The 23,920-nt window shown below is 73.9% G+C and carries 20 protein-coding genes; 7 read left to right on the forward strand and 13 right to left on the reverse strand.

Annotated features, from left to right (window positions below; translation table 11 throughout):
- Nucleotides 1–42 precede the first annotated feature (42 nt).
- The 4 genes from asnB to wrbA all read left to right on the forward strand — a co-directional run bounded on the left by asnB (nucleotide 43) and on the right by wrbA (nucleotide 4,471).
- A complete protein-coding gene (asnB, locus tag ACNJ93_RS10645) occupies nucleotides 43–1,899 on the forward strand; it encodes an asparagine synthase (glutamine-hydrolyzing) (protein ID WP_418957133.1) in 1,857 nt (618 codons plus the stop codon).
- 149 nt (nucleotides 1,900–2,048) lie between these two features.
- Entirely contained in the window at nucleotides 2,049–2,831 is a 783-nt protein-coding gene (locus ACNJ93_RS10650) for an aquaporin (protein WP_418957134.1), read from the forward strand.
- 19 nt (nucleotides 2,832–2,850) lie between these two features.
- Nucleotides 2,851–3,729: an arylamine N-acetyltransferase family protein gene (locus ACNJ93_RS10655; protein WP_418957135.1), complete on the forward strand. Its 879-nt coding sequence runs from the start codon at nucleotides 2,851–2,853 to the stop codon at nucleotides 3,727–3,729.
- Between the two features lie 124 nt (nucleotides 3,730–3,853).
- Nucleotides 3,854–4,471: an NAD(P)H:quinone oxidoreductase gene (wrbA, locus tag ACNJ93_RS10660; RefSeq protein ID WP_418957136.1), complete on the forward strand. Its 618-nt coding sequence runs from the start codon at nucleotides 3,854–3,856 to the stop codon at nucleotides 4,469–4,471.
- 85 nt (nucleotides 4,472–4,556) lie between these two features.
- Here the strand turns inward: wrbA and ACNJ93_RS10665 are convergent, their stop codons facing one another.
- From ACNJ93_RS10665 to ACNJ93_RS10680, 4 genes are all read right to left on the reverse strand, one after another.
- Complete coding sequence (locus ACNJ93_RS10665; protein WP_418957137.1) at nucleotides 4,557–5,393, reverse strand: AfsR/SARP family transcriptional regulator; 837 nt, start codon at nucleotides 5,391–5,393, stop codon at nucleotides 4,557–4,559.
- A 283-nt stretch (nucleotides 5,394–5,676) separates the two neighbouring features.
- Nucleotides 5,677–6,312, reverse strand: a complete 636-nt coding sequence (locus ACNJ93_RS10670; protein ID WP_418957138.1) for a ScbR family autoregulator-binding transcription factor — start codon at nucleotides 6,310–6,312, stop codon at nucleotides 5,677–5,679.
- A gap of 99 nt (nucleotides 6,313–6,411) precedes the next feature.
- Nucleotides 6,412–7,182, reverse strand: a complete 771-nt coding sequence (locus ACNJ93_RS10675) for an SDR family NAD(P)-dependent oxidoreductase (protein ID WP_418957139.1) — start codon at nucleotides 7,180–7,182, stop codon at nucleotides 6,412–6,414.
- Between the two features lie 53 nt (nucleotides 7,183–7,235).
- Nucleotides 7,236–7,931 (reverse strand): HAD family phosphatase, encoded by a 696-nt coding sequence (locus ACNJ93_RS10680; RefSeq protein WP_418957140.1) that lies wholly within the window; start codon nucleotides 7,929–7,931, stop codon nucleotides 7,236–7,238.
- A gap of 363 nt (nucleotides 7,932–8,294) precedes the next feature.
- On the opposite strand from ACNJ93_RS10680, the gene ACNJ93_RS10685 reads away from it, so the two are divergent.
- Nucleotides 8,295–9,272, forward strand: a complete 978-nt coding sequence (locus ACNJ93_RS10685) for a ScbA/BarX family gamma-butyrolactone biosynthesis protein (protein ID WP_418957141.1) — start codon at nucleotides 8,295–8,297, stop codon at nucleotides 9,270–9,272.
- Here ACNJ93_RS10685 and ACNJ93_RS10690 read toward each other — a convergent pair.
- Together ACNJ93_RS10690 and ACNJ93_RS10695 are read right to left on the reverse strand one after the other, a co-directional pair.
- Entirely contained in the window at nucleotides 9,269–9,739 is a 471-nt protein-coding gene (locus ACNJ93_RS10690; RefSeq protein WP_418957142.1) for a DUF1772 domain-containing protein, read from the reverse strand. The two genes, ACNJ93_RS10685 and ACNJ93_RS10690, sit on opposite strands and share 4 nt — an antisense overlap.
- A 56-nt stretch (nucleotides 9,740–9,795) precedes the next feature.
- Nucleotides 9,796–11,316: a YfbK domain-containing protein gene (locus ACNJ93_RS10695; protein WP_418957143.1), complete on the reverse strand. Its 1,521-nt coding sequence runs from the start codon at nucleotides 11,314–11,316 to the stop codon at nucleotides 9,796–9,798.
- A 162-nt stretch (nucleotides 11,317–11,478) separates the two neighbouring features.
- Between ACNJ93_RS10695 and ACNJ93_RS10700 the strand changes: the two genes are divergently transcribed.
- Nucleotides 11,479–12,264 carry a DNA-binding response regulator gene (locus ACNJ93_RS10700; protein ID WP_418957144.1) on the forward strand — a complete coding sequence of 262 codons (786 nt, stop codon included), beginning with the start codon at nucleotides 11,479–11,481 and terminating at the stop codon, nucleotides 12,262–12,264.
- Between the two features lie 24 nt (nucleotides 12,265–12,288).
- Here the strand turns inward: ACNJ93_RS10700 and ACNJ93_RS10705 are convergent, their stop codons facing one another.
- Entirely contained in the window at nucleotides 12,289–13,176 is an 888-nt protein-coding gene (locus ACNJ93_RS10705) for an ABC transporter permease (protein ID WP_418957145.1), read from the reverse strand.
- A complete protein-coding gene (locus tag ACNJ93_RS10710) occupies nucleotides 13,173–15,845 on the reverse strand; it encodes an alpha/beta fold hydrolase (protein WP_418957146.1) in 2,673 nt (890 codons plus the stop codon). Before ACNJ93_RS10710 ends, ACNJ93_RS10705 begins: the two co-directional genes overlap by 4 nt.
- A 200-nt stretch (nucleotides 15,846–16,045) precedes the next feature.
- Between ACNJ93_RS10710 and ACNJ93_RS10715 the strand changes: the two genes are divergently transcribed.
- The gene (locus ACNJ93_RS10715) at nucleotides 16,046–17,236 is read left to right on the forward strand and encodes a S8 family peptidase (protein ID WP_418957147.1); all 1,191 of its coding nucleotides are present in this window, start codon (nucleotides 16,046–16,048) and stop codon (nucleotides 17,234–17,236) included.
- Nucleotides 17,237–17,251: 15 nt separating this feature from the next.
- On the opposite strand, the gene ACNJ93_RS10720 is transcribed toward ACNJ93_RS10715, so the two are convergent.
- The 5 genes from ACNJ93_RS10720 to iolC all read right to left on the reverse strand — a co-directional run bounded on the left by ACNJ93_RS10720 (nucleotide 17,252) and on the right by iolC (nucleotide 23,808).
- Nucleotides 17,252–18,358, reverse strand: a complete 1,107-nt coding sequence (locus tag ACNJ93_RS10720) for a calcium-binding protein (protein ID WP_418957148.1) — start codon at nucleotides 18,356–18,358, stop codon at nucleotides 17,252–17,254.
- 210 nt (nucleotides 18,359–18,568) lie between these two features.
- Entirely contained in the window at nucleotides 18,569–20,071 is a 1,503-nt protein-coding gene (gene mmsA, locus ACNJ93_RS10725) for a CoA-acylating methylmalonate-semialdehyde dehydrogenase (protein WP_418957149.1), read from the reverse strand.
- 13 nt (nucleotides 20,072–20,084) lie between these two features.
- Nucleotides 20,085–21,959, reverse strand: coding sequence for a 3D-(3,5/4)-trihydroxycyclohexane-1,2-dione acylhydrolase (decyclizing) (gene iolD / locus ACNJ93_RS10730; protein WP_418957150.1), 1,875 nt, complete (start codon nucleotides 21,957–21,959; stop codon nucleotides 20,085–20,087).
- Nucleotides 21,956–22,774: a 5-deoxy-glucuronate isomerase gene (gene iolB, locus ACNJ93_RS10735; protein WP_418957151.1), complete on the reverse strand. Its 819-nt coding sequence runs from the start codon at nucleotides 22,772–22,774 to the stop codon at nucleotides 21,956–21,958. Before iolB ends, iolD begins: the two co-directional genes overlap by 4 nt.
- Before the next feature lie 8 nt (nucleotides 22,775–22,782).
- Nucleotides 22,783–23,808 (reverse strand): 5-dehydro-2-deoxygluconokinase, encoded by a 1,026-nt coding sequence (iolC, locus tag ACNJ93_RS10740; protein ID WP_418957152.1) that lies wholly within the window; start codon nucleotides 23,806–23,808, stop codon nucleotides 22,783–22,785.
- Nucleotides 23,809–23,920 lie beyond the last annotated feature (112 nt).

The following is a 23,920-nucleotide window of genomic DNA, read 5'->3' on the forward strand; positions in this document are numbered from 1 at the left end:
ACCCCTTCCCCGCTCTTCCTCCACGAAAGGAACTGAGGCGCCATGTGCGGACTCACCGGCTGGGTCGCCTACGACCGCGATCTGACCCTCGGCGGCGACACCACCGAGGCCATGACCCGGACGCTGGAGTGCCGGGGCCCCGACGACAAGGGGATCTGGCTGTCCCGGCACGCCGCCCTCGGCCACCGCCGGCTCTCCGTGATCGACCTGGAGGGCGGCCGGCAGCCGATGCAGGTGACGCCCGGGGACGACACGCAGCCGGTGCTCGTCTACACCGGAGAGGTCTACAACTACCGGGAGCTGAAGGAGGAGCTGCAGGGCCTCGGGCACTCCTTCCGCACCTCCAGCGACACCGAGGTCGTGCTGCACGCCTACCTGGAGTGGGGCGCGGAGTTCCCCGAGCGGCTCAACGGCATCTACGCGCTGGCCGTCTGGGACCCGCGCACCGAGGAACTGCTGCTGGTCCGCGACCGGATGGGCGTCAAGCCGCTGTACTACTACCCGACGCGGGACGGGGTGCTGTTCGCCTCCGAGCCGAAGGCGATCCTGGCCCACCCGGAGGCGGAGGCGGTCGTCGACGCGGAGGGCCTCGCGGAGATCTTCGCCCTGGTCAACACCCCCGGGCACGCCGTCTTCAAGGGCATGCACGAGGTCGTCCCCGGCACGGTCGTCCGGTTCACCCGGAACGGGACGACGACCCGCACGTACTGGACGCTGCGGGCCCTGCCGCACACCCACGACCTGGACGCGACGATCGCGCACACCCGGGAGCTCCTGGAGGACATCGTCCGCCGGCAGCTGATCGCCGACGTGAAGGTCGGCACGCTGCTCTCCGGCGGACTCGACTCCTCCGCGGTGACCGCGCTCGCCGCGAAGGCGCTGCGCGACCAGGGCAGCGAGGAGCGGATCAAGGCGTTCTCGGTGGACTACAAGGACCACGGCGAGACCTTCCGCGACAACGGCATCTGGATGGACCCCGACACCCCGTACGCGGTGGACGTCGCCGAGCACGCCGGCGCCGAGCACGTGATCGTGGAGCTGGAGAACCACCACATCCTGGACGAGGACGTCCGCACCGCGGTGCTGCGCGCCCAGGACCTGCCGGTCTCGACGGGCGACATGGAGCACTCGCTGTACCACCTGTGCAAGGCGCTCAAGGAGCGCGTCACGGTGGCCCTGTCCGGCGAGGCGGCGGACGAGATCTTCGGCGGCTACAACTGGTTCTTCGACAAGGAGGCCGTCGAGGGCGACACCTTCCCCTGGTACGACGCCTGGCGCCGGCTCGGCGGTCTGGCGACGCTGCGCGAGATCGGCCTGTGGGACCGCCTGGACCTGGACGGGTACGTCAAGCGCCGCTACACCGAGGCCCTGGAGCGGGTGCCGAAGCTGCCGGAGGACTCCCCCGAGGAGGCCCGGATGCGCGAGCTGACCTGGCTCAACATCTGGCACTGGGAGAAGTTCCTGCTGGACCGCAAGGACCGGATCTCGATGGCGGCCAGCCTGGAGGTCCGGGTCCCGTTCACCGACCACCGCCTCGTCGAGTACGTCTACAACGTGCCGTGGGCGATGAAGAACTTCGACGGCCGGGAGAAGAGCCTGCTGCGCGCGGCGGCCGCGCACGTGCTGCCGGAGTCGGTCCTGGAGCGGAAGAAGAGCCCGTACCCGTCGACCCAGGACACCGCGTACGTCACGGCGCTGCGCGACAAGGTCGCCGCCCTGCTGGAGGGCGACTCGCCAGTGCTGCGGCTGGTCTCCCCCGAGGCGATCCGGGCGCTGCTGGACCGGCCGCTGGAGGAGTACGCGGCGCTCGGCGGCCCCTGGGGCACCCGGGGCGTCATGGAGCGCCTGGTCGAGTTCGACGCCTGGGTCGAGCAGTACGGGGTGCGCATCGAGCTCTGACCCCCTGATCCCGCACGCGGACGGCGTCGCGCACGGCTTCCCCGGCCGGGCGCGGCGCCGCGCCCGCGTGTGAACCCCCCGCCCCTTCCGCACCACGCGCGTCCCACGCACCGCCCGCACGACCGAACGACAGCCTGGGAGGTGGTCGCATGACCACAACCGTTCCGCCGCGGCGCGCCCGCATGTACCTCCTGGAGTTCCTGATCACCACGGGAATCCTGTTCCTGATCGTCACCGCCGCCCGCTGGCTCTTCGCCCCGGACGCGCCGCTCGGCTCCACGGTCCGGGGCCGGGCGGCGTTCGCGCTGATGGCGGTGGTCTTCGGGGTCGTCAACACCGTGATCATCCACTACTCGATGACCCGCAGGACCGCCGGACACATGAACCCGTCGGTGAGCATCGGGCTGTGGCTGCTGCGCGCCTTCCCCGGCCGTGACGTGCTCCCCTTCTGCGTCGCGCAGTTCGCCGGCGCCTTCGCCGGCACCGCGCTCGGCCGGCTGGTGTGGGGTCCGGCCGTGGAGTCGGTGCGGTACTCGGCGGTCGGGGCCGCGGACGGCTGGGACTTCTGGGACGTGCTGGCCGCCGAGACGGTGGGCCAGCTGATCTGCATGACGCTGGTCGCCGGGCTGCTGCTCCGGCCCCGCTGGGAGTTCCTGATCCCCTCCGTGGTCGGCGTCTGCATCGCCGGTTTCATCTTCATCCTGGGCCCGGTCGCGGGCGGAGCGGTCAACCCGGCCCGCCAGCTCGGGCCCGCGGTGTTCTCCGGGAACACCGCCTTCCTGGCCGCGTACCTCGTCGGGCCGGTGCTCGGCGCGGCGCTCGCGGCCGCCCTGGCCGCCGGCCTGAGGCCGCCGGCCGCCCCGGCCGCACCGGCCCCGCAAGCCGGCGCCGAGCCGGTCCCCCCGCCCGCGCCCGCCGAGCGCACCCGCTGAACGAGTGAGGAGACAAGGCATGTTGGGAACGTACGGAATACCCACGGACGTGGAGACCGCGCCCGAGTGGCAGAGCGACCTGCTCGACCTGGACGCCTATCTCGCCCGCATCGGCTACACCGGCCCCCGCACCCCGAGCGCCGGGACGCTGCACGGGGTGCTGCGGGCCCACATGGGCGCGATCGCCTTCGAGAACCTCGACATCGCGCTCGGCCGCCCGGTCTCGATCGACCTCGGCCCGATCCAGGACAAGCTGGTGACCCGCGGCCGCGGCGGCTACTGCTACGAGAACAACCTGCTGTTCGCGGCCGCCCTGGACCGGCTCGGCTTCCCGGTGACCCGGCTGCTCGCCCGGATCCGGCAGGGCGAGGAGCGCCGCCGGTTCCGCACCCACACGGTGCTCCTGGTCCGCGCCGACGACCGGGTGTGGCTGGCCGACACCGGCTACGGCTACAGCTGCCAGATGCAGGCGGTGCCGCTGGAGCACGGGGCGCGCGTGGACACGTACGACTGGTCGTGGCGGCTGGTCGCCGACGGTCCGGACTGGATCCTGCAGATCCCGCACGAGGACCCGGCGCGGCGGGCGGCCGGGGACTGGTTCGACATGTACTCCTTCCGCCAGGAGCCGCAGTACCGGATCGACTTCGAGGCGGCGCACTACGTGAGCTCCACCCGGCCGGGCTCGCCGTTCGTCGGCCAGGTCGTGGTGCAGCGGCAGGAGGAGAAGCAGCGGCTGCTGCTGCGCGACAAGCAGCTGGAGCGGCGCCTGCCGGACGGCTCCTCGGAGGTGACGGAGCTGTCGGCGGCGGACACCGTGCGGGCGCTGCGCGAGGACTTCCGCATCGCCCTGACCGACGAGGACGCCCGGGCCCTGCTGCAGCACTTCGCCGCGAAGTGACGTCCGGCCCCGGGACTTGACGGACTTCACGGCCTCCGGGGGCGGCCCGCCGCGGATCTACGGGATGGTCTGCGGCGGGCCTCCCATGTCAGCGTCACCGGAAGATTCAAGGAGCAGGGCCGTCATGACGAATGTCGCCGTCATCTACTACTCGTCCACGGGCAACGTCCACACCATGGCCGTCGCCGCCGCGAAGGCGGCCGAGAAGGCCGGCGCGGAGGTGCGGCTGCGCAAGGTCGCCGAGCTGGCCCCGCAGGCCGTGATCGAGACCAACCCGGCCTGGGCCGCGCACGCGGAGGCGACCCGGGACGTCGAGGTCGCCTCCACGGACGACCTGGTCTGGGCCGACGTGGTGCTCATCGGCACGCCGACCCGGTTCGGCGCGGCCGCCAGCCAGATCAAGCAGTTCATCGACACCACCGGCGGCATCTGGGCCGAGGGCAAGCTCGTCAACAAGGTGGCCTCGGGCTTCACCTCGACCTCCACCGCGCACGGCGGCCAGGAGTCGACGCTGCTCGCCCTGAACAACACCTTCTACCACTGGGGCGCGATCATCGTGGCCCCCGGCTACGCGGACCCGGTCCAGTTCGCCGGCGCCAACGGCAACCCGTACGGCGCGAGCAGCGTCTCGGCGAACCAGGCCGGGAACGTGCACGAGGAGAACCTGGCCGCGGTGGAGTTCCAGGCCCGCCGCTGCGTCGAGATCGCGGCCGCCCTGAAGAAGGGCTTCGCCGCGGTCTGATCGGCGGCGCGGGAGCGGACGGACGGCGGAGGGGGCGCTTGCCCCCTCCGCCGTCGGCGTTCCCGCGGGGGGTCTCAGGGGGGTCTCAGACGAACGAGCCCGCCGGGGTGCGCACCAGGGGGCGCAGCGGCGGGCGGACCGTCATCATGGAGCGCTGCAGCCGGCGCAGGCGCGGCGAGGGCTCGCGGCCGGTCTCCCGGCGCAGCCCGTCCCGGAGGCGCTGGTAGACCTCCATGGCCTCGTCCTGCCGTCCGCAGCGCAGCAGCGCCACGATGAACTGGCAGTGCAGGGACTCGTTGGTGCGGTGCAGCGCGACGAGTTCGGACAGCTCGGGCACCATCTCCACGTGCCGGCCGAGCTGCAGCCGGGCCTCCACCCACTGGTCGAGGGCGCTGAGCCGGGAGGCCTCCAGGCGCTCGATCTCCGCGCGCAGGTGCGGGCCCGCGGCCACGTCGGCGAAGGGCTCTCCGCGCCACAGCGCGAGGGCCTCGCCGAGGCGGCGGGAGGCGCGGTGGAGGTCGCCGGTCTCCATGGCCCGGTAGCCCGCGCCGGTGGCCCGCTCGAACTGCCAGGCGTCGTGGGAGCCTCCGCCGGTGTCGAGCCGGTAGCCGCCGGGGAGGCTGACGAGGACCGCCTCGGCGGTGCGGCGCTCCAGCCAGGCGCCGTCGGCCGGCGGGGCCTCGGCGCTGCGCAGGGCGGTGGCGATCAGGGAGCGCAACCCCTGGATGTGCGCCTGGAGTTCGGCGCGTGCGCCGCGCGGCGGGCCGGAGGGCCACAGCTCTTCGAGGAGCACGGTGACGGGGACGACCTGGTCGGCCTTGGCGGCGAGGAGGGCGAGGACCTGGCGGGGCGCCGCGGCGGTGGCGACGACGGAGACCCCGTTCTCGCGTACCGACAGTCCACCCAGGATCCGGACGTCCACTGCTTCCCCCTCATGCGTACGGTCGGCCCTGGACGATTAGAAAAGAGACCGCGAGGCATGTCAATAAGAAACCTCACGGTATGGAATATGGATCGGGCAAAGTCGGAACTGATGCCCGAAGTATCCGGACTTACCAGGATGATGCAAGCGCTTACCGCAGGAAGAACCGTACCCCCACGTCCGGATTATGGACTCAGGGGTACGGTTTATTGGAGCTTCAACAAGGAACGAACGGGCGACGTGCAGGTGCCCCTCAGGGAAAACCGCCAGGTCGGTATGGTTTTCACGCGCCGTTGAGCGCGCGCAGTCCGCGCCCCGGCTCCATGTCCAGCATCGCGAGCACGGCCGGCACCGCGATGCTCGGCAGCACGTGGCGGTAGAGCACCGAGGCCCAGGACTCCATGTCCGCGCGCTGCGAACCGAGTGCCTGCGACATCAGGTTGAGCCCGGCGTACGAGCCGACGACCAGCGGCGCCACCTCGGCCGGGTCGGCGTGCGGCAGCAACTCGCCGCGCTCCTTGGCCTCTTCGAGCACCCGCTGGTTGAGTTCCGTCCACTCGCGGTACGGACCGGCGCGGTTGAGCTCGTGACCGCTCTGGTCGAGGGTGAGCCGCACGCTGCCGCGCAGCAGGCCGTCGTGGGTGAGCCGGTGCGCGAACACCATGCCGATGTCGACGAACTCCTGCAGCTTCGACACCTGCGGCAGCGGCTCGGGCACGGCCGAGACCTGGGCGTCGATCACCGCGTGCGCCAGGTCCTCCTTGGACTCGAAGTGGAAGTACAGCGCGCCCTTCGTGACCTGGGCCAGCTCCAGGATGTCCGAGAGCTTGGCAGCGTCGTAGCCACGCTCGTCGAAAACGGTGGCGGCCGCTTCCAAGATCGCCTGGCGGGTGCGGATCGCCCGATCCTGTTTAGCCATGGGAGGTCACGTCCTTCGCTCTTGCCTGTACCCGCCGGAGCGTGCGGCGTCCCTGGGACCGACCGCTCCGGCGCCGTTCGTCTCGCCGTCCATCGGGGTTCACACCATGGTGAGGCCGCCGTCCACCGGCAGCGTCGCGCCGGTGACGAACGAGGCCCGGCCGCTCAGCAGCCAGGCGGCGGCCTCCGCGATCTCCTCGGGGTCCGCCGTACGGGCCTGCGGCGTCGCCGCGTGCAGCGCCTCCTCGACGCCGGGGACCGCCGCGAACCACTCGGCGACGACCTCGGTGCGGGTGGTGCCCGGCGCCACCGCGTTGACCCGTATCCCCCGCGCCGCGTACTCGGCGGCGGCGGCCTTCGTCAGGCCGAGGACGGCGTGCTTGGCGGCCACGTACGGCGCCGCGACCGGCGTGGCGAGCAGGCCGCCGACGCTGGAGTTGTTGACGATCGCCCCGCCGCCGGCCGGGAGCATCGCCGCGATCTCGTCCCGCAGGCAGTTCCACACCCCGCGCACGTTGACGTCCATGATCCGGTCGTAGAGCGCGTCGTCCATCTCGTGCAGCGGCTCCCGGCCGGTCCCCCAGCCCGCGTTGTTGAAGGCCGCGTCCAGCCGCCCGTACGTCTCGACTGCGCGGGCCACGGCCGCCCTCGTGTCGGCGCGACGGGTCACGTCGGCCACCACGTACTCGGCCTCGGCGCCGCTCTCGCGCAGCTCGGCCACCAGCTCCTTCAGCCGGTCCTCGCGGCGCGCGGCCAGCACCACCGTCGCGCCCTCGCGGGCGAACACCCGGGCGGCGGCGGCCCCGATGCCGCTGCTGGCGCCGGTGATCAGGGTGACCTTGTCGGTCAGCAGGCGGTGGTCTGCGGTCATGGCGGAGTCGTCTCCCTCGGGCTGGGTGGATGGGGGCGCGGGCACGGCGGCGCTCAGGCGACCCAGAGGCGCCCGGCGGCGGCCTCGGCGTCGACCGTACGCAGCAGGGTCTCGTCGATCGCGTCGAGCGAGCCGACGACATGGCGGACGCCGGCCCGGCGCATCGACTCGCCCTGGAAGCCGTGGGCGAAGTCGCTGGGGTGGCCGACGAAGGCCGCGCCCAGCTCCCGCGCGGTCTCGGCGACCCGGGCCACGTCGTCGATGAACAGCGCCCGGTCCGGGGCGAGTCCGCACACGTCGGAGGCGATCTCGCGCACGCCGGGGCGGAAGTCGTTGGTGCAGACGTAGCCCGGCTCGTCGAAGAGCTCCGCGAACCCGCCGAGGTACGTGTCGAAGTGCCGCCGGTCCAGGCCGCCGTAGCAGACCGTCCGCAGCCCGAGGGAGCGCAGCCGGCGCAGCAGCGCGCCGGCGCCGTCGAGCACGCGCAGCGGGTGCTCGGCGAGATACGCGGCGCGCTCCTCGAAGTACCGGACGAGGACGTCCTCGGGGCGGTCGGGCAGTCCGGCGGCGGCGCCGAGGGCGCGGGCGGCGACGAGCTGGCCCTGCGAGAAGATCTCCCGCTCGACCTCGGCGGTGTAGACGCCGCCGCGGCTGGTGACGAAGCGGTGGATCACCGGGCTGAACGTGTCGCTCAGCAGGACGCCATCGATGTTGACGGCCGCAAGACGCAGGTGGCGCAGGTGTTCCACGGAAGCTCCCAGGACAGCCGACACAACGAACCGGGCGATCGCGCGACGAACCGCCCGCCACGGGAGGTTCCGGCCCGGACCGGCCTCTCTCATCTCCGAGAAACAAACCCGACGGTACAGATTTCCGGCGTCTGGAAGATACCCGAAGGCGCTGCGGCTTTGAACCCCGGGCCCCGGGAGGACGGACATGTTCCGTTCGCCGTCAGGAAAGAGGGACGTCGGAACGGCGCGACGCACTTGTGAACGAATCGCGAACGGACCTGACACACCGCAGAGCACCCGCTTGTAAACCGACCCGTGGGTTCGTAACTTCCGGCCCAGCCGGTAGCCCGACCTCAACGACGAAGGCCGAGGGGATCGCCCATGCTCCAGACGTCCGCACCGTCCGAGACCCCGGCGGACACCGTGGTGCCGCCCCTGACCTCGACGGCCCCGCGCCAGTACGTGCACCGGGCCGCGCTCGCGGAGGTCTTCCTGACCGCCGACTGGACCCGCCACGACGAGGCCCGCTTCACGCTCGGCGCCCAGTGGCCCCGGACGCACACCTTCTTCGGCCCGCTCGGCGGCCACTACGACCCGATGATGGCGGCCGAGACGATCCGCCAGGTCGGCGCGCTGCTCGCGCACGCCGGCTTCGGCGTGCCGCTGGGCCACCAGTTCCTCATGTGGGAGCTCAACTACCGCGTGACGCCCGCCCTCATGGCCGTCGGCGCCGCGCCGGCGGACCTGCGGCTCGACGTGACCTGCACGGACATACGCCGGCGGGCGGGCCGGCTGACGGGGCTCTCGTACGAGGTGACGGTCAGCGAGAACGGCCGCGTCCTCGCCACCGGCGACGCCCGCTACACCTGCACCAGCCCGGAGGTCTACCGGCGGCTGCGCGCCGAGCGGCTGGACGCCGCGGCGTCCGCGCCCGGCCCGCTGCCGGTGCCCGTCGAGCCCGGAACGGTCGGCCGCCGCGACGCGTTCGACGTGGTCCTGTCCCCCGAGGGCGCCGGGGAGGCGGGCGGCCGCTGGAAGCTGCGGGTGAACACCGCCCACCCGGTGCTCTTCGACCACCCCGGCGACCACATCCCCGGCATGGTGCTCCTGGAGGCGGCCCGGCAGGCGGTGCACAGCCGCGTGCCCCGGGGCCGGGAGATCGTCCCGGTCGCGATGGACAGCGCCTACCACCGGTACGCCGAGTTCGGCAGCCCGGTCTGGATCGAGATCGACCAGGCGGTGGACCTGCCGGGGACCTCGGAGAGCCTGGTGTCGGTGAGCGGACGGCAGGACGGCGAGCTGCTGTTCACCGCGATCACCACGGTCGCCGCCCTGCCGGGGACGGGGCCGGGACTTTAGGTCAGCGAGGCCGCGATCAGGAGGCCGAACCCTGCCGTGACCAGCAGGGTGCGGACGCGGTGGAAGGCGTTCCAGCGGCGTTCGAAGGCGGCCCGGACGGCGGCGGGCTCGTCGCCCGCACCGCCCTCCGAGGCCGCCAGCGCGTTGTTCAGCGGGATGTTGCCGCCGAGGGTGACCAGGTGGTTGAGGACCACGCAGACCAGACCGGCGAGGATCAGCCACTTCTGCGCGTCGGAGCGCCCGTCGACCGGGACGAACAGCGCGGCCGCCGGGAACACCACGATCCCGAGGAAGACGGCCAGGAACACCGCCTTCGGCACGTACTCGTTGATTCGCCGCATCGCGGCCACGAACTCCGCGTCCGTGAGCCGGGCCAGGGCGGGCATGATCCCGGTCAGGAAGATGAGCATGAAGCCGGCGTAGAGCCCGGTGCAACCGACGGCGAGGGCGAGCAACAGGGTGGGCATGGGCCCATCATGACGGACCGTCACCCACCCCGCCCGCGAATTGACGCGGCACCCCCTCAGTGCCCGAGCCGGTCGGCCTGCCGGATCGCCTCGGCGAGCTCCCGCACCGACCGGGACTCCGCCCGCTCCGCCAGCGCCCCGGCCTTCGCGGCCAGCTCCGCGTACCCGGGCGCGCCCGGCAGCTCGCCGCCGCGCAGCCGGTCCGCGAAGTACGCGGCGATCGCCGTCAGCTGCAGGCTGTCGTGCCCGCCGCCCCACACGGAGGCGGCCAGCGCCCCGGTGTCCGCCGCGCCGGTCCGCTCATGCGGCTCCCGGGTCCGCGGGTCCAGCCAGCGGACGGTCGCGGTCGCCAGGCGCCCGGAGCGGCCGGGGCGGACCTTGACCGCGTACAGCGCGGTGACCGTGTGGCCCGCGCCGACCTCGCCGCCGTCCACCCGGTCGTCGCGGAAGTCCTCGTCGGCGACCTCCCGGTTCTCGTAGCCGATCAGCCGGAACTTCTCCACGGTCCGCGGGTCGAAGGCGACCTGCGCCTTGGCGTCCCGGGCGCGCAGCTCGACATGGGCGGGGAGCTGGTCGACGAAGACCTTGCGGGCCTGCGCGGAGTCGGAGACGTAGGTGGTGTGGCCGTCGCCCTTGTCGGCGAGCCGCTCCATGAACGCGTCGCCGTAGTCGCTGCCGACGCCGACCCCGAAGAGGGTGATGCCGTACGAGCGGCGGGACTCGTCGATGCGGCGCAGGATCGAGTCGGCGTCGGTGTCGCCGGTGTTGGCGAGCGCGTCGGAGAGCAGCACGACCCGGTTGGTGGCGCCCTTGCGGCGGCCCTCGACGGCCACGTCGTAGCCCGTGCGGACGCCCGCCTCCACGTTGGTGGACGAGGTGGTCTCCAGGCCGGCGACCACCTCGCGGATGCGGTCGCGCGCCCCGCCGACCCGGGTCATCGGCAGCCGGGTCTCGGCCTCGTCGCTGAAGGTGACCAGGGCGATCGAGTCGTCGTCGCGGAGCTGGCCGGCGAGCACCCCGAGGGACTCCTTGACCAGGTCGAGGCGGCCGGTCTCGGCCATCGAGCCGGAGATGTCGACGACGAAGGTCAGCGCGGCCGGCGGGCGCGGACCGCGCCGGTCGGCGGCGCGGGTGGCCAGCCCGACGCGGACCAGCGACCAGCCCTCGGCGGTGGTGCGCGCGCCGTCGACGGTCACGCTGAAGCCGTCGCCCTCCGGGCGCGGGTAGTCGGGGCGGAAGCTGTTGACGAACTCCTCGGGCCGCACGGTGTCCGGCGCGGGCAGCCGGCCCTCCGCGAGGGTGCGGCGGGCGTAGCCGTACGAGGCGGTGTCGACGTCCAGCGCGAAGGTGGACAGGTAGTCGGGGGCCGGCGCGCGCTGCTCCCCCTCGGCCGCGGAGTCGCCGCGTACGGCGTCGGGGGCGCCGGGGGCCGCGGGCGCGCCGGGCGCGCCGCCGGGCCGTCGGGCCTTGCTGCCCGCAGCGGTGTCGTGGTTGACGGCACCGCCGCTGCAGCCGCTCACCAGCAGGCCGGCGGCCAGGAGTCCGGCGGCGCAGGCCCGCCTCGTGCGTCGGTTCATGACATCTCCCCCTCGGTGTACGGCACTTGTGAATGTGACGTGCGAGACGGCCCGCGGGATCGGACGAAGGAGTTGCGGAAGGATCTCAATGCGGCAACGGCCGCGTGCCGTGGCAGGGACTCGCCATCCTCCCGGCCAGGTCTTGTCACGGTCCGCAGTCGCATGAGTACATGGAGTGGCGCACACCGATTTCTGCGCGGGGTGGTCACGGTGGCGGACTGGGCGGGTTCCGTGCTCGGAAGGACGGCGACGACGGGCGTCTCCGCGCGCGAGGGCGCGGGTGCGCGGAGCGGTCCGCCGGCGGCGCTGCGGCCGGCCGGGCGGCCCGTGCGCGGGATGCGGCAGGTCAGCGCCGCACTGGCCGGACTCGCCGGTTCCGCGCGGCACGAACTGCTGACCTTCGACGATCCGGCCGCCTCCGCGGGCCGTGCGATCCCCGGGCCGTTCCTGGATCTGGCAGGAGCGTGCATGCGGACCGCGACGCAGCGGGCCGGATCCGTGCGGCGGATCGTGCCCCGGCACGCGCTGCCGCACGTCGTCGGGGCGGTCCGGGCGGGCCGCGCCCGGGTCGCCCGGTCGATCCCGTTCAAGATGATCGTGGTGGACCGGCGGGTGGCGGCCGTCCCGCTCGATCTCGAACTGCTCTACAACGGGCTGCTGCTGATCCGCGACCCGGTGGTCGTCCAGGCCCTGGTCCGGACGCACTGCGCCACCTGGGAGGCGGGCGAGGAGCTACCGGGGGCCGCCGTCGCGCCCCAGGAGCTGTCCCCGCAGCTCCGGCCGGTGCTGGAGGCGCTGCTCGCCGGCCAGACCGACGAGGCGGCCGCCGCCCGGCTGGGCATGTCGCCGCGGACGTACAGCAGACGGGTGGGCGAGCTGCTGAGCGCCCTCGGCACGACGAGCCGCTTCCGGGCGGGTGCGGAAGCGGCTCGTCGGGGGTGGCTGTGAACGCCGGGGCGTCCTGCCGGGCGGTCAGGACACGATGTCCTTGCGGGCGAAGCCGCGGAAGGCGAGCGCGACCAGGATCAGCGCGTACGTCACCGAGACCGCCGCCCCCTTGGCCATGCCGCCCCACTCCAGCTGCGGCTGGAGCGCGTCGGCCCAGGCGAACTGCCAGTGCGCCGGCAGGAACTCGCGCCAGTCGCCCAGGGCGGTCACCGCGTCCAGGACGTTGCCGATGATGGTCAGCCCGACCGCGCCGCCGACCGCGCCCAGGGGCGCGTCGGTGCGGGTGGACAGCCAGAAGGCGAGCCCGGCGGTGACGAGTTGGGAGACGAACACGAAGCCGACGGCCAGCGCCAGCCGGGGCACGGCGTCCCCGGCGGGCAGCGCTCCCCCGGTCGGCAGCTGCAGCGGACCCCAGCCGTACGCGGCGGTGCCGACGGCCAGGGCGACCAGCGGCAACAGCACCATCGCCGCCGCACTGAACGCCAGGCCCACGGCCAGCTTCGACCAGAGCAGCCGGGCCCGCGGGACCGGCGCGGCGAGGAGGTAGCGCAGCGAGGACCAGCTGGCCTCGGAGGCCACGGTGTCGCCGCAGAACAGCGCCACGGGCACCACGAGCAGGAAGCCGGCCGAGACGAACAGGCAGGTCGCGGCGAAGTTGGCGCCGGACGCGGTCGCGGTGTCCATCAGGGTGATCCGGTTGTTGCCCCGGCCGTCCGGCCCGCCGCCGATCCAGAAGGCGAGGGCGAGCACGAACGGCAGGGCGGCCAGCAGCCCGGCCATCACATAGGTGCGGCGGCGCTTGAGCTGGCGCAGGGCCTCCACGCGCAGCGGCAGCGTGCGCCCGGGCCGATAGCCGGGCGCGGTCCCCGCCGGGGCGGCGGCCCCGGGCGGAGCGGTGGTGGGGGCGGTCATGCGGAGTCTCCTCCGATCAGGGTGAGGAACGCGTCCTCGAGCCGGCGGTGCGGGCCGACCCCGGTCAGCGGCACGTCCAGGCGGACGAGTTCGCCGATCAGGGCGGTGGGCGCGGCGCCGTCGAGCCGGACGAGGACGCCGCCCTCGGTCCGGGCCGCGGAGCCGACGCCGGGCAGCGCGCCGATCTTCTCGACGAGCGGCTCGGGCAGGTCCCCGGCGACGGTGACGAGCAGGGTGTCACCGGCGCCGGTGATCTCCCCGACCGGCCCGGCCTGCACGAGCCGGCCGCGGTCCATGACCACGAGATGGGTGCAGGACTGCTCCACCTCCGACAGGAGGTGGCTGGAGACGATGACGGTCCGGCCCCCGGCCGCGTACCGGATCATCACGTCCCGCATCTCGCGGATCTGCGGCGGGTCGAGCCCGTTGGTCGGCTCGTCGAGGATGAGCAGGTCCGGCAGGCCGAGCATGGCCTGGGCGATGGCGAGCCGCTGCCGCATGCCCTGGGAGTAGGTGCGCACCGCGCGGGCGAGGGCGTCGCCGAGGCCGGCGATGCGCAGCGCCTCCTCGATGTGCGCGTCCTCGGCGGGCCGGCCGGTGGCCTTCCAGTACAGCTCCAGGTTGTCCCGGCCGCTCAGGTGCGGCAGGAAGCCCGCCCCCTCGACGAAGGCGCCGACCCGGGACAGGACGGGAGCGCCGGGACGGATCGCCTGCCCGAACACCCTGATCTCCCCGGCGTCGGGGGTGATCAGGCCCATCAGCATCCGCAGGGTGGTGGTCTTGCCGGCCCCGTTGGGGCCGAGCAGTCCGAGCACCTGGCCCTGCTCGACGCGGAAGGAGAGGTCCCGCACGGCGTACCGGTCGGCGGCGCCCGCGTACTTCTTCGTCAGGCCGGTGATCTGCAGGGGCACGGAGGCCAGTTCGGGGTCCGGGGCGGGGGCGGCGGTGCGCCGGCGGGCGGTGAGCAGCAGGACGGCGGCGATCAGCGCACCGGCCGCGGGCAGGCCCCAGACCCACCAGGGCAGGGCGGCCGCCTCGGTGCGCACGGCCGGGGCGGTGGGCACGGTGAGCGCGCCCTGCGGGGCGACGGTGTACGCGGCCGGGGCGACGGGCGAGGCGTAGCCGAGGTCGGTGGCGGCGAGCACCAGGCGCAGCCGGTGCCCGGCGGCGACCTCGTGGTCCACGGCCGGCAGCGTCAGGTCGACGGTCCGGCCCTCCTTGGCGCCCTCGACGCGGACGGGGACGACGAGCTGGGCGGGCAGCACCTGCTGCCGGCCGTCCGGCCCGACGTCGTACACCTTGCCGAACAGCACGGCCTCGCCGGAGTCGGAGGCCACCCGCAGGCGCACGGTCGGCGCGCCGGTGATCCGCAGCGGGGCGGTCAGCGGGCGGGAGTCGAAGGCGGCGAACTGGCCGGGGAAGTCGAGGGAGAGTCCGACGCCGAGGGAGGAGAAGGAGCCGAGCGCGCCGCCGACGCCGGGGACGGCGGAGAGGGCGGGCGGGCTGGCGCCGGCCGGGTTGGCGAAGGTCTGCGGCGGGCCGGCGAGGTCGATCGCGCGGGCGCCGGCGGCGAGGCCGGGGTAGCGGTCGGCGGTGGCGCCGCGCAGGGTGGCCTGCCCGTCGGTGGAGTCGACGCCGCCGGAGCGGCTGACCCGGAAGGCGGGGCCGGTGTCGGCGCCGGTGTCGCCCTTGAGGTGGCGGTCGAACCAGGCGCGCACCCGGGACTCGACGCGCGCGGTCTCGCGGTCGCCGCCGTCGTGGCCGCCGGCGATCCAGTCGACGGCGACCGGCGCGCCGTTGGCGGCGATGGTGCGGGCCATGGCGTCGGCGTGGGACAGCGGGAACAGCGAGTCGGCCCGGCCCTGGACGATCAGCGCCGGGACCTTGATCCGGGCGCCGACGGCGGAGGGGCTGCGGGCCTCCAGGAGCGCGCGGGCGGCGGCGTCCGGCCTTCCGCCGACGGCGACGCGCTGGTAGAGGGCGCAGAGCTCGTCGGTGAAGCGGCCGCAGGCGGAGGGGGCGGCGCCGGGCCGGCCGGCCGCGCCGGGCGGCCCGCCGGGGGCCGTCGCCGTGGACCCGGTGGAGAAGAAGATCCCGGCCCAGAGCTTCTTGAACACGCCGTTCGGGAAGAGGGCGTCGGCGAGGTTCCAGTACGTGATCGCAGGGGCGACGGCGTCCACGCGGGTGTCGTGACCGGCGGCGAGCAGTGCGATCGCGCCGCCGTACGAGGCGCCGGCGATGCCGACCCGCGGGTCGCCCTTCTTGTCGAGCCGCACCTCGGGGCGCGCGGCCAGCCAGTCGATCAGCCGGCGGACGTCCTGGACCTCGTGGGCGGGGTCGTTGAGGCCGATCCGCCCGGTGGACCGGCCGAAGCCGCGGGCGGACCAGGTGAGGACGGCGTACCCGTCGCGGGCGAGCTGCTCGGCCTGGGCGCGCACGTCGTCCTTGCTGCCGCCGAAGCCGTGGCCGAGGAGCACGGCGGGGCGGCGGCCGTCGCCGCCGCCGGTGAAGTACGAGGTGTCGATCCGTGCCCCGGGCACGTCGAGGACCCGGTCGGCGCGGTGCACGGGCGGCGGCTGGTCCGAGGCGACGGCGGCCCAGGTCCCGCCGCCCGCCAGCAGGGCGAGGACGGCGGGCACCGCGGTCCAGCGGGGAAGTCGGAGCTTCATGCCGCAAACCCTAAGCGCCGTAGCGGCCCGAGGCGCGGCCCGTCAGGCGGAACCGGGCGGCCTCCTTGAGGCGTACGCGGAGGTTCCGCGTACACCGGCCGCGGTATGTGGACGTCACGTGTGACCCCCTTGTGCAGCACATGACAACAAGAGACTCTGTGGCACCCCCGTTCGGACGACGAAAGGTCAGGGCCCCTTTCATGACTTCACGAACCCGCCGGTTCCGCCGCCTCGGCGCGCTGATACCGGTCGTCGCGCTGGTGGGCGGCCTCCAGTTCGCCGCCTCCCCCGCCGCGCAGAGCGCGACGGTCGGCGAGCTGCGGCTCGCGCCGGAGGCGGTGGCCGTCGAGAACAGCTGGATCGTCGTCCTCAAGGACGGCGCGACGCGCGCCGCCGACCTGGGCGTCACGCCCGAGCACGAGTACCGCTCCGTCCTCCAGGGCTTCTCGGCCACCCTGTCGCGGGCCCGTGCCGCCCGGCTGTCCGCCGACCCGCGGGTGAAGTACGTGGAGCAGAACTCCACCGTCCGCATGACCGACACCCAGCCCGGCGCGACCTGGGGCCTGGACCGCGTCGACCAGCGGGACCTGCCGCTATCGACGACGTACACGTACGGCGCCACGGCCTCGAACGTGACGGCGTACATCATCGACACCGGCATCCGCACCTCGCACGGCGAGTTCGGCGGCCGCGCCTCGGTCGGCACCGACACCGTCGGCGACGGGCAGAACGGGCAGGACTGCCAGGGCCACGGCACCCACGTGGCGGGCACCGTCGGCGGCGCGAAGTACGGCGTCGCCAAGGGCGTGAAGCTGGTGGCCGTCCGGGTGCTGGGCTGCGACGGCTCCGGCACCACGGCCGGCGTGATCGCGGGCGTGGACTGGGTGACCGCGAACGCGCAGAAGCCGGCCGTGGCCAACATGAGCCTCGGCGGCAGCGCCAACGCCTCGCTGGACGACGCGGTGAAGCGCTCGATCGCCTCGGGCGTGACGTACGCGGTGGCCGCCGGCAACGGGCTGCCGCTGCTCGGCCTGCCCGCGAACGCCTGCAACTACTCCCCGGCCCGCGTGCCCGAGGCCCTCACCGTCGGCGCGACGGACAGCTCCGACCGCCGCGCCTCCTTCTCCAACTACGGCCGCTGCGTCGACCTGTTCGCCCCGGGCGTGAACGTCACCTCCGCGTGGAAGGACGGCGACGGGGCCACGAACACCATCTCCGGTACGAGCATGGCCTCGCCGCACACCGCCGGCGCCGCAGCCCTCCACCTGGCCGGCCACCCGACGGCCACCCCGGCCCAGGTCGGCGCCGCGCTGGTGGACAACGCCACCCCGGACAAGGTCCAGAACGCCCTCACGGGCTCCCCGAACCGGCTCCTCTACACCCGGTACTGAGCCGCCGGCCCCGGGTCACGGGACGTTCGGCGTCGTCTCGCAGGCCTGGGTGGCGGTGTCGTCGCCCCCTTCGCCGTCGCAGGTGTCGGGGCCGCCGGCGCCGCCGTCCAGGTCGTCCTCGCCGGGGCCGGCCCGCAGGGTGTCGGCGCCGTCCCCGGCCCGCAGGTCGTCGGGGCCGCCGGCGGTGCCGACCGTGGCGGAGATCTCGTAGTTCGTGTTGTCGCCGAAGATCCGGTCGTCGCCGCCGTTGCCCTCGATCCGGTCGCCGCTCGCGGAGCCGAGGTTGGCGTCGACGACCGAGCTCTCGCCGACCATGATGTCCGTCCCGGAGCCCCCGATGAGGTGGTCGCGGCCCGATCCGGTCGCGTAACCGCCGGTGGCGGCGCGGATGTTGTGGTCGCCGATCAGGAGCCCGCCGTCGGCGCCGCCGTTCACCAGGTCGTCGCCGCCGTTCCCGTTCGCGTTCGCGGTGGCGTCGCTGTCGCCGATCAGGAAGTCGTTCGCGCCGGCGCCGCCGAGGAGCGTGTCGTCGCCCGCGCCCTCCGCGTCGCCCTCCAGCGCGCGCGAGTCGCCGACCATGTCGTCGTCGGCGTCGCCGCCGATCAGCGTGTCCCGGCCGCCCCCGGAGGCGGTCGAGCCCGCGCTGTCGCCGATCAGGGAGTCCGCGCCCGCGCCGCCGTCCAGACGGTCGTTCCCGCCGCCCGAGCCGTGGCCCGGGGTCCCGAAGCTGTCGCCGACCAGGATGTCGGCCCCCTCGCCGCCGGACAGCTCGTCGTTCCCGCCGCCCGAGGCGTTGCCGCTCACGTTGCGGACGTCGCCGGTGAGGATGTCGTTCTCGGTGCCGCCGTCGAGCCGGTCGTTGCCGGGCCCGCCGCTGACGAAGTCGTTGCCGCCCAGGCTGCAGACCCGGTCGTTGCCGCCCAGGCCGTGGATGGTGTCCGAGCCCGAGGTGCCGACGATCACGTCCGCACCGGACGTGCCCTCGGTGGTCACGCCCGGCGTGGTGATCACGATCGTGGCCGTGCGGCCCAGGCAGAGGGGCTGCCCGGCGTGCGCGGGCGCGGCATTGAGCCCGACGACGCTTCCCAGGAGCAGCACGGCGACCGAGCCGCTCGCGGCCACCCTCCCTCGCCTCGAACCGGCCCGGGGACGAAGCCTCGCCATCGGCATTCCTTTCGATCATGGACATGCGTTCTTGCGCGCTGATCCATAACCGGAGGGAGCGGTCCGCATCGACACGGCCGCCCACAGCAGTCGTACGGGCGAACGGAACGGCCCGCACGGCGGACATGCCGTGCGGGCCGTGGACGTCTCCCCGGGCGGGGACGGGGCTCAGTGGTTGCGCGGGAAGCCCAGGTCGACGCCCGCCGGGGCCTCGGACGGGTCCGGCCAGCGGGTGGTGACGACCTTGCCGCGAGTGTAGAAGTGGACGCCGTCGTTGCCGTAGATGTGGTGGTCGCCGAAGAGCGAGTCCTTCCAGCCGCCGAAGGAGTGGTAGCCCACCGGCACCGGGATCGGCACGTTCACGCCGACCATGCCGGCCTCGACCTCCAGCTGGAAGCGGCGGGCCGCGCCGCCGTCGCGGGTGAAGATCGCGGTGCCGTTGCCGAACGGCGAGGCGTTGATGAGGGCGAGGCCCTCCTCGTAGGTGTCGGCGCGCAGCACGCACAGCACCGGGCCGAAGATCTCGTCGCGGTAGGCGTCCGCGTCGGTGGAGACCTTGTCCAGCAGAGACAGGCCGATCCAGTGGCCGTCCTCGTAGCCCTCGACGGTGTAGCCCGTGCCGTCCAGGACCACTTCGGCGCCCTGGGCCGCGGCGCCGTGCACGTACGAGGCGACCTTGTCGCGGTGGACCTTGGTGATCAGCGGGCCCATCTCGGAGGTCGGGTCGGTGCCGGGGCCGATCTTGATCTTCTCGGCCCGCTCGCGGATCTTGTCGACCAGTTCGTCGCCGACGGCGCCGACCGCGACGACCGCCGAGATCGCCATGCAGCGCTCGCCGGCCGAGCCGTACGCCGCGGAGACCGCCGCGTCGGCGGCCGCGTCGAGGTCCGCGTCGGGCAGCACCAGCATGTGGTTCTTGGCGCCGCCGAGGGCCTGGACCCGCTTGCCATTGGCGGAGGCGGTGGTGTGGATGTAGCGGGCGATCGGGGTGGAGCCGACGAAGGAGATCGCGGACACGTCCGGGTGCTCCAGGAGCCGGTCGACGGCCACCTTGTCGCCGTGCACGACGTTGAACACGCCGTCCGGCAGGCCCGCCTCGGCGAGCAGCTCGGCGATCTTCAGGGACGGCGAGGGGTCCTTCTCGCTGGGCTTGAGGACGAAGGTGTTGCCGCAGGCGATGGCCAGCGGGAACATCCACATCGGCACCATCGCCGGGAAGTTGAACGGCGTGATGCCGGCGACGACGCCGACCGGCTGGCGGATCGCGGCGACGTCGACCCGGTTCGAGACCTGGGTGGACAGCTCGCCCTTGAGCTGGGTGGTGATGCCGCAGGCCAGGTCGACGATCTCCAGGCCGCGGGCGACCTCGCCGAGCGCGTCGGAGTGCACCTTGCCGTGCTCGGCGACGATCAGCTCGGCGATCGCGTCGCGGTTGGCGTCGAGCAGCGCGCGGAACTTGAACAGCACGGTGGTGCGCTGCGCCAGGGAGGACTGGCCCCACGTCGCGAACGCGGCCTTCGCCGAGGCCACCGCCGCGTCGACCTCGTCGACGGAGGCGAGCGCCACCCGCGTGGTCACGGCACCGGTGGCCGGGTCGGTGACCGGGCCCCAGTTGCCCGACGTGCCCTCGACGCTCTTGCCACCGATCCAGTGGTGGACGGACTTCGTCATGACGGTAACTCCTTCACAGATGGCGGCGTCGGGCTGTGACGTGCCGGTCGTACTGCTCCCGTGCCTTGACCGCCGACGGGCGGGTGGCGGTCTCGGCCACGGGCACATCCCACCACGCCTCGGCCGGGGGCGCGCCCGACACTGTGTCTGCCGTTTCGGTCTCGACGTAGACACATGTGGGGACGGTCGCGGCACGCGCGTCGGCGAGGGCTTCCCGCAGGTCACCGATGGTGCGGGCGGTCACGACCCGCATCCCGAGGGAGGCCGCGTTGGCGGCGAGGTCGACGGGGAGCGGGGGCCCGGTGTAGGTGCGGTCGGCGGCCCGGAAGCGGTAGGCGGTGCCGTACCGCTCGGCGCCGACCGACTCGGAGAGGGAGCCGATGGAGGCGTAGCCGTGGTTCTGCAGGATCACCAGCTTGATCGGCAGGTCCTCCTGGACCGCCGTGACGATCTCGGTCGGATTCATCAGGTACGTCCCGTCGCCGACCAGCGCCCAGACGGGCCGGCCGGGCGCGGCGAGGGCCACGCCGATCGCCGCCGGGATCTCGTAGCCCATGCAGGAGTAGCCGTACTCGACGTGGTACTGGTCGGCGGAGCGGGCGCGCCAGAGCTTGTGCAGGTCGCCGGGGAGCGAGCCGGCGGCGTTGATCAGGATGTCGTCCGCGGTGACCAGGCCGTCGAGCACGCCGAGCACCTGCGGCTGGGTGGGCCGGGCGTCGTCGCGGCCGGCGGCGTACGCGGCGGAGACCCGCGCCTCCCAGCGGGCGCGCTCGGCGCGGTACTCGTGCTCGTACGCGGCCGGGACGCCGTGGCCTTCCAGTGCGGCGTGCAGGCGTTCCAGGCCGGCGCGGGCGTCGGCGACCAGCGGCAGGGCGGCGAGCTTGTGGGCGTCGAAGCCGGTGATGTTGAGGTTGACGAAGCGGACGCCGGGGCGGGCGAAGAGGGTGCCGGAGGCGGTGGTGAAGTCGGTGTGGCGGGTGCCGACGCCGATGACCAGGTCGGCGGTGCGGGCGAGATGGTCGGCGACGGCGGTGCCGGTGTGGCCGATGCCGCCGACGTCGGAGGGGTGGCCGTGGGGCAGGGCGCCCTTGCCGGCCTGGGTGGCGGCGACGGGGATGCCGGTGGCGGCGGCGAACACGCCCAGCGCGGTCCCGGCGGCGCTGTGCTTCACCCCTCCGCCGGCGACGATCAGCGGCCGCGTCGCGTCCCGGACCGCCTGGGCGGCGGCGGCGAGTTCGGCCTCGTCGGGCTGGGGGCGGCGTACCCGCCAGACGCGCTCGGCGAAGAACTCGGCGGGCCAGTCGTACGCCTCGGCCTGCACGTCCTGCGGCAGGGCGAGGGTCACCGCGCCGGTCTCGGCCGGGTCGGTGAGGGTGCGCACCGCGGCGAGCGCGGCGGGGATCAGCGCGTCGGGGCGGGTGATCCGGTCGAAGTACTTCGAGACGGGGCGCAGGCAGTCGTTGACGGACACGTCGCCGGCGTACGGGACTTCGAGCTGCTGGAGCACCGGGTCGGCGGGCCGGCCGGCGAAGACGTCGCCGGGGAGCAGCAGGACGGGCAGCCGGTTGACGGTGGCGAGCGCGGCGCCGGTGACGAGGTTGGTCGCGCCGGGGCCGATGGAGGTGGTGACGGCGTGGGCGGAGAGCCGGCCGCACTGGCGGGCGTAGCCGACGGCCGCGTGGACCATGGCCTGTTCGTTGCGGCCCTGGAGGTACGGCATGTCGTCGGCGTACTCGACGAGCGCCTGCCCCACCCCGGCGACGTTGCCGTGGCCGAAGATGCCCCAGGTCGCGGCGATCAGCCGGTGCCGGACGCCGTCCCGCTCGGTGTACTGGCGGGCCAGGAAGCGCACCAGGGCCTGGGCGACGGTCAGCCGCTCGACGGTCATCGGTAGCCCTCCGTGTGGTCGGGGTGGAAGCGGATCCGCCACTCCCGCTCGGCGCCGGGGCCCGCCATCACGTTCAGGTAGTACATGCTGTGGCCGGGCTGGGCGATCGACGGGCCGTGCCAGCCGTCCGGGACGAGGACGACGTCACCCGTGCGGACCTCGGCGAGCAGGTCGGCGCCGCCGGGGCGGGACGGGGAGACGCGCTGGTAGCCGAGGCCGTCCCGGTCGATCTCGTAGTAGTAGATCTCCTCCAGTTCGGACTCCGCGCCGGGGAGGTGCTCGTCGTGCTTGTGGGGCGGGTAGGAGGACCAGTGACCGCCGGGGGTGACCACCTCGACGGCGATCAGCCGGTCGCAGGCGAACGCGTCGGCGGCGGCGAAGCCCCGGACCTCCCGGGTGGTGGCGCCGCTGCCGCGGGTCTCGACGGGTACCTCCGGCGCGGGGCCGTAGCGGGCGGGGAGTCGTCGCTCGCACCTCGCTCCTGCCAGGGCGAAGCGGCCTCCCGCACCGGAGGCGATCAGCGCGCGGGTGTCCCTGGGCACATAGGCGAAGTCGCTGACTCCGTCGAACACGCCGCTGCGGCCCCGCAGTTGGAAGCGCTCACCGTCCACCTGCACGGTACCGCCGCCGGCCAGCGGAAGCACGATCCACTCGAACTCCCCGCTGTCGAGGGCGAGACCGCCGCCGGGGCCGAGGCGGAGGGTCCGCAGGGCGCAGTACGTCCAGCCGGCCCGCTCGGGGTCGACGCGCAGCGTGTACGGGGCCTCGGCGGTGGTCCCGGCGGGCAGATGGAGGTCGGAGCCGGTCGTGTCCATGGTGCCTCTCAGGGGGCGGCGGGCGGGCCGGCGAGGTCGTCGGCGGGCCCCGGGGCGACGGCGCCGTCGGCCAGGACCTGCTCGATCTCCTCGTGGTACGGCATGGCCGAGGAACAGGCGAGGCGGGCGGCGACGAGGGCGCCGGCGGCGTTGGCGTAGCGCAGGACGCGGTCGAGGGGGCGGTGCGCGAGCAGGCCGTGGCAGAGGGCGCCGCCGAAGGCGTCCCCGGCGCCCAGGCCGTTGACGACGTCCACGGGGACCGGCGGCACGTCGGCGCTCTCGCCGTCGGCGGCGAGCGCGAGGACGCCCTTGGGGCCCTGTTTGACGACGGCGAGCCGGACGCCGGCGGCGAGCAGGGCGCGGGCGGCCTCGTGGGGTTCGTGCGCGCCGGTGGCGAGGGCGCACTCCTCCAGGTTGCCGACGGCGACGGTGGCGTACCGCAGGGCCTCGCGGTAGTGCCGGCGCACCTCGTCCGGGTCGGGGTCCGGCCAGAGCATGGGCCGCCAGTCGAGGTCGAAGACGGTGTGCCGCCCCTCCCCCGCGCCGCGGGCCCGGGCGCGCAGGGCCTCCAGGGTGGCGCCGCGGCTGGGCTCGGCGCTCAGGCCGGTGCCGGTCATCCAGAAGATCCGGGCCCGCGCGATGGCGTCGAGGTCGAGCTCCTCGGCGCGGATCTCCAGGTCGGGGGCCTGGGGGCGGCGGTAGAAGTGGAGCGGGAAGTCGTCGGGCGGGAAGAGTTCGCAGAAGGTGATCGGCGTGGGCAGTCCGTCGACGGGCGTGACCCAGCGGTCGTCGACGCCGAAGGCGCGCAGTTCGCGGTGGAGGTAGTCGCCGAACGGGTCCGCGCCGGTGCGGGTCACGACGGCGGTGCGCCGGCCGAGCCGGGCGGCGGCGACCGCGACGTTGGTGGCCGAGCCGCCGAGGAACTTGCCGAAGGTGTCCACGTCGGCGAGCGGGACCCCGGTCCGCAGGGGGTAGAGGTCCACACCGATGCGCCCCATGGTGATCACGTCGTACGGGTCGTCCTGCCGCTGCATGCACGCCGCCTCTCGTGTGGCCCGGCACCAGATCTAGTCCCGGCCCGTACCCGTGTCAACATTTTGTCCGGACATTCGGACGAATGTCTTGACCCCTCTCCGGGCCCCGGCC

The sequence above is a fragment of the Streptomyces tritici genome (assembly GCF_048500665.1).
In the GTDB taxonomy this organism is placed as follows: domain Bacteria; phylum Actinomycetota; class Actinomycetes; order Streptomycetales; family Streptomycetaceae; genus Streptomyces; species Streptomyces tritici.

Coding starts and splice junctions, on each gene's coding strand:
- asnB (WP_418957133.1), top strand. CDS start 43: ATGTGCGGACTCACCGGCTGGGTCGCCTACGACCGCGATCTGACCCTC.
- ACNJ93_RS10650 (WP_418957134.1), top strand. CDS start 2,049: ATGACCACAACCGTTCCGCCGCGGCGCGCCCGCATGTACCTCCTGGAG.
- ACNJ93_RS10655 (WP_418957135.1), top strand. CDS start 2,851: ATGTTGGGAACGTACGGAATACCCACGGACGTGGAGACCGCGCCCGAG.
- wrbA (WP_418957136.1), top strand. CDS start 3,854: ATGACGAATGTCGCCGTCATCTACTACTCGTCCACGGGCAACGTCCAC.
- ACNJ93_RS10670 (WP_418957138.1), bottom strand. CDS start 6,312: ATGGCTAAACAGGATCGGGCGATCCGCACCCGCCAGGCGATCTTGGAA.
- ACNJ93_RS10675 (WP_418957139.1), bottom strand. CDS start 7,182: ATGACCGCAGACCACCGCCTGCTGACCGACAAGGTCACCCTGATCACC.
- ACNJ93_RS10685 (WP_418957141.1), top strand. CDS start 8,295: ATGCTCCAGACGTCCGCACCGTCCGAGACCCCGGCGGACACCGTGGTG.
- ACNJ93_RS10690 (WP_418957142.1), bottom strand. CDS start 9,739: ATGCCCACCCTGTTGCTCGCCCTCGCCGTCGGTTGCACCGGGCTCTAC.
- ACNJ93_RS10695 (WP_418957143.1), bottom strand. CDS start 11,316: ATGAACCGACGCACGAGGCGGGCCTGCGCCGCCGGACTCCTGGCCGCC.
- ACNJ93_RS10700 (WP_418957144.1), top strand. CDS start 11,479: ATGAGTACATGGAGTGGCGCACACCGATTTCTGCGCGGGGTGGTCACG.
- ACNJ93_RS10705 (WP_418957145.1), bottom strand. CDS start 13,176: ATGACCGCCCCCACCACCGCTCCGCCCGGGGCCGCCGCCCCGGCGGGG.
- ACNJ93_RS10710 (WP_418957146.1), bottom strand. CDS start 15,845: ATGAAGCTCCGACTTCCCCGCTGGACCGCGGTGCCCGCCGTCCTCGCC.
- ACNJ93_RS10715 (WP_418957147.1), top strand. CDS start 16,046: ATGACTTCACGAACCCGCCGGTTCCGCCGCCTCGGCGCGCTGATACCG.
- mmsA (WP_418957149.1), bottom strand. CDS start 20,071: ATGACGAAGTCCGTCCACCACTGGATCGGTGGCAAGAGCGTCGAGGGC.
- iolD (WP_418957150.1), bottom strand. CDS start 21,959: ATGACCGTCGAGCGGCTGACCGTCGCCCAGGCCCTGGTGCGCTTCCTG.
- iolB (WP_418957151.1), bottom strand. CDS start 22,774: ATGGACACGACCGGCTCCGACCTCCATCTGCCCGCCGGGACCACCGCC.
- iolC (WP_418957152.1), bottom strand. CDS start 23,808: ATGCAGCGGCAGGACGACCCGTACGACGTGATCACCATGGGGCGCATC.